Source organism: Gammaproteobacteria bacterium, from assembly GCA_003696665.1.
Taxonomy (GTDB): Bacteria; Pseudomonadota; Gammaproteobacteria; order Enterobacterales.
Genome location: RFGJ01000332.1, coordinates 1 through 1,298 on the forward strand (window position 1 = coordinate 1; position 1,298 = coordinate 1,298).

Here is a 1,298-nt window from a genome sequence, read left to right on the forward strand (position 1 = left end):
CGGGCGCTGTTCCCCTGCCGCGGCGAGCGATACAAGCGAGAGATCGAGAAACTGCTGTCGATGTGCTTCCGCCATGCGCGCAACGAACTGCGCAACAGTGATTTGCGCAAGCGCGTGCAGAAGCTGCTCGAAGAAGGGTACCGACCCCGCATCACGCGCGAGGGCAGCCTCTATCTCGAGCGCGACGGCAGAAAGATCCGCATCAGCGACCACGCCGCCGACGGCGAGTGGTTCGTGTATGCAGACATTGAAGAAGATATTGTTCACTCAAATTTTTAGCCATGCTTGTATTTCAAATCACCCCACACGGGGCGGCGATTATTGAAGCCCTGTTCCCGTGCACCAACACGCCCCGAGAAGGGGTGGTGTGCGCCAAGAGCACGGGATCGCGAAGCCGCCCGAAGATTCTTGAACGGTATTACAGGAAAGAGGATCGACCAACCGACATCCGGCTCAAAATCCATTTTCCTGGAAAACCGAAGCCGATTTGCTTTTTCCTTGAGAAGATTGAAAATAGTGAAGAATTGCCATTTATCAGCCACATCGAAGTGAACGAACATGCCGACCACTTCGAAATGTGGATCGGCGGACATGATCGGTCATTCTTGTTCCCGAAAGAGTCATACAACGAAGAAACCATCGCCCGCATCCGGCGGGTTGCCGGAATCAAACCCGATCCGATGTACGAATTCATTCCTGAGAATCAAATTTGATTTTTCACCTTAAAATTTTTGTAACCATGACTGTAAAGCTGATTGACCTCGCGTCGCTACGCTGGAAGACGCGCGACCGCGAAACGCCATTGCTCGAAATTGAAACCGACCACCTGATCCGCATCCTCTTCTATCTGCATGAGCGCGCCAAGCGCGCCGAAGAGGTACTCGACGACGTCCCTGCGGTCTTTCGCCAAAAGGCGCTGGACCACAACGGTTACACTGTATCTGAGTGGATCGACTTTGTCAAGGCTGAACTGCATCGTCGCGCCGAGCGCGAAACGCAGAAACGCATTGAGGATCTGAAGCGTCAAATCGAAGCCCTCGAGCCCCCTGAGAAGAAGCTCGAACGGCTGCAGAAGCAACTCGCCGAGCTGGAAGGTGCCGACAAGTAGCAACATCGTTTTTCAGACCCAGCCCCCACGCCCCACGGCGTGCGGGGCTTTTCAACTTCACGACATGGCAAAGAAAGAGAAAGTGATCACGTTCAAGATTGACGACAACACCCTTGCCGCCCTTGACGATCTCGCCAGGCAGCTCGGCGAAACCCGCAGCGAACTGCTGCGCCGGGCGGCCTTCTACCTC

At 54.9% G+C, this 1,298-nt stretch carries 4 protein-coding genes; all 4 read left to right on the forward strand.

All coding sequences use genetic code 11. The features are described from left to right. Positions 1-279, forward strand: a 279-nt coding sequence (locus tag D6694_08650; protein ID RMH41616.1) for a hypothetical protein, incomplete at its 5' end; no start/stop codon positions are given. 2 nt (positions 280-281) lie between these two features. Further along, positions 282-713, forward strand: coding sequence for a hypothetical protein (locus D6694_08655; GenBank protein ID RMH41617.1), 432 nt, complete (start codon positions 282-284; stop codon positions 711-713). After that, entirely contained in the window at positions 710-1,108 is a 399-nt protein-coding gene (locus D6694_08660; GenBank protein RMH41618.1) for a hypothetical protein, read from the forward strand. The genes D6694_08655 and D6694_08660 overlap by 4 nt, the downstream gene beginning before the upstream one ends. A 64-nt stretch (positions 1,109-1,172) precedes the next feature. Beyond that, on the forward strand, positions 1,173-1,298 hold a 126-nt coding region (locus tag D6694_08665), incomplete at its 3' end, for a ribbon-helix-helix protein, CopG family (GenBank protein ID RMH41619.1).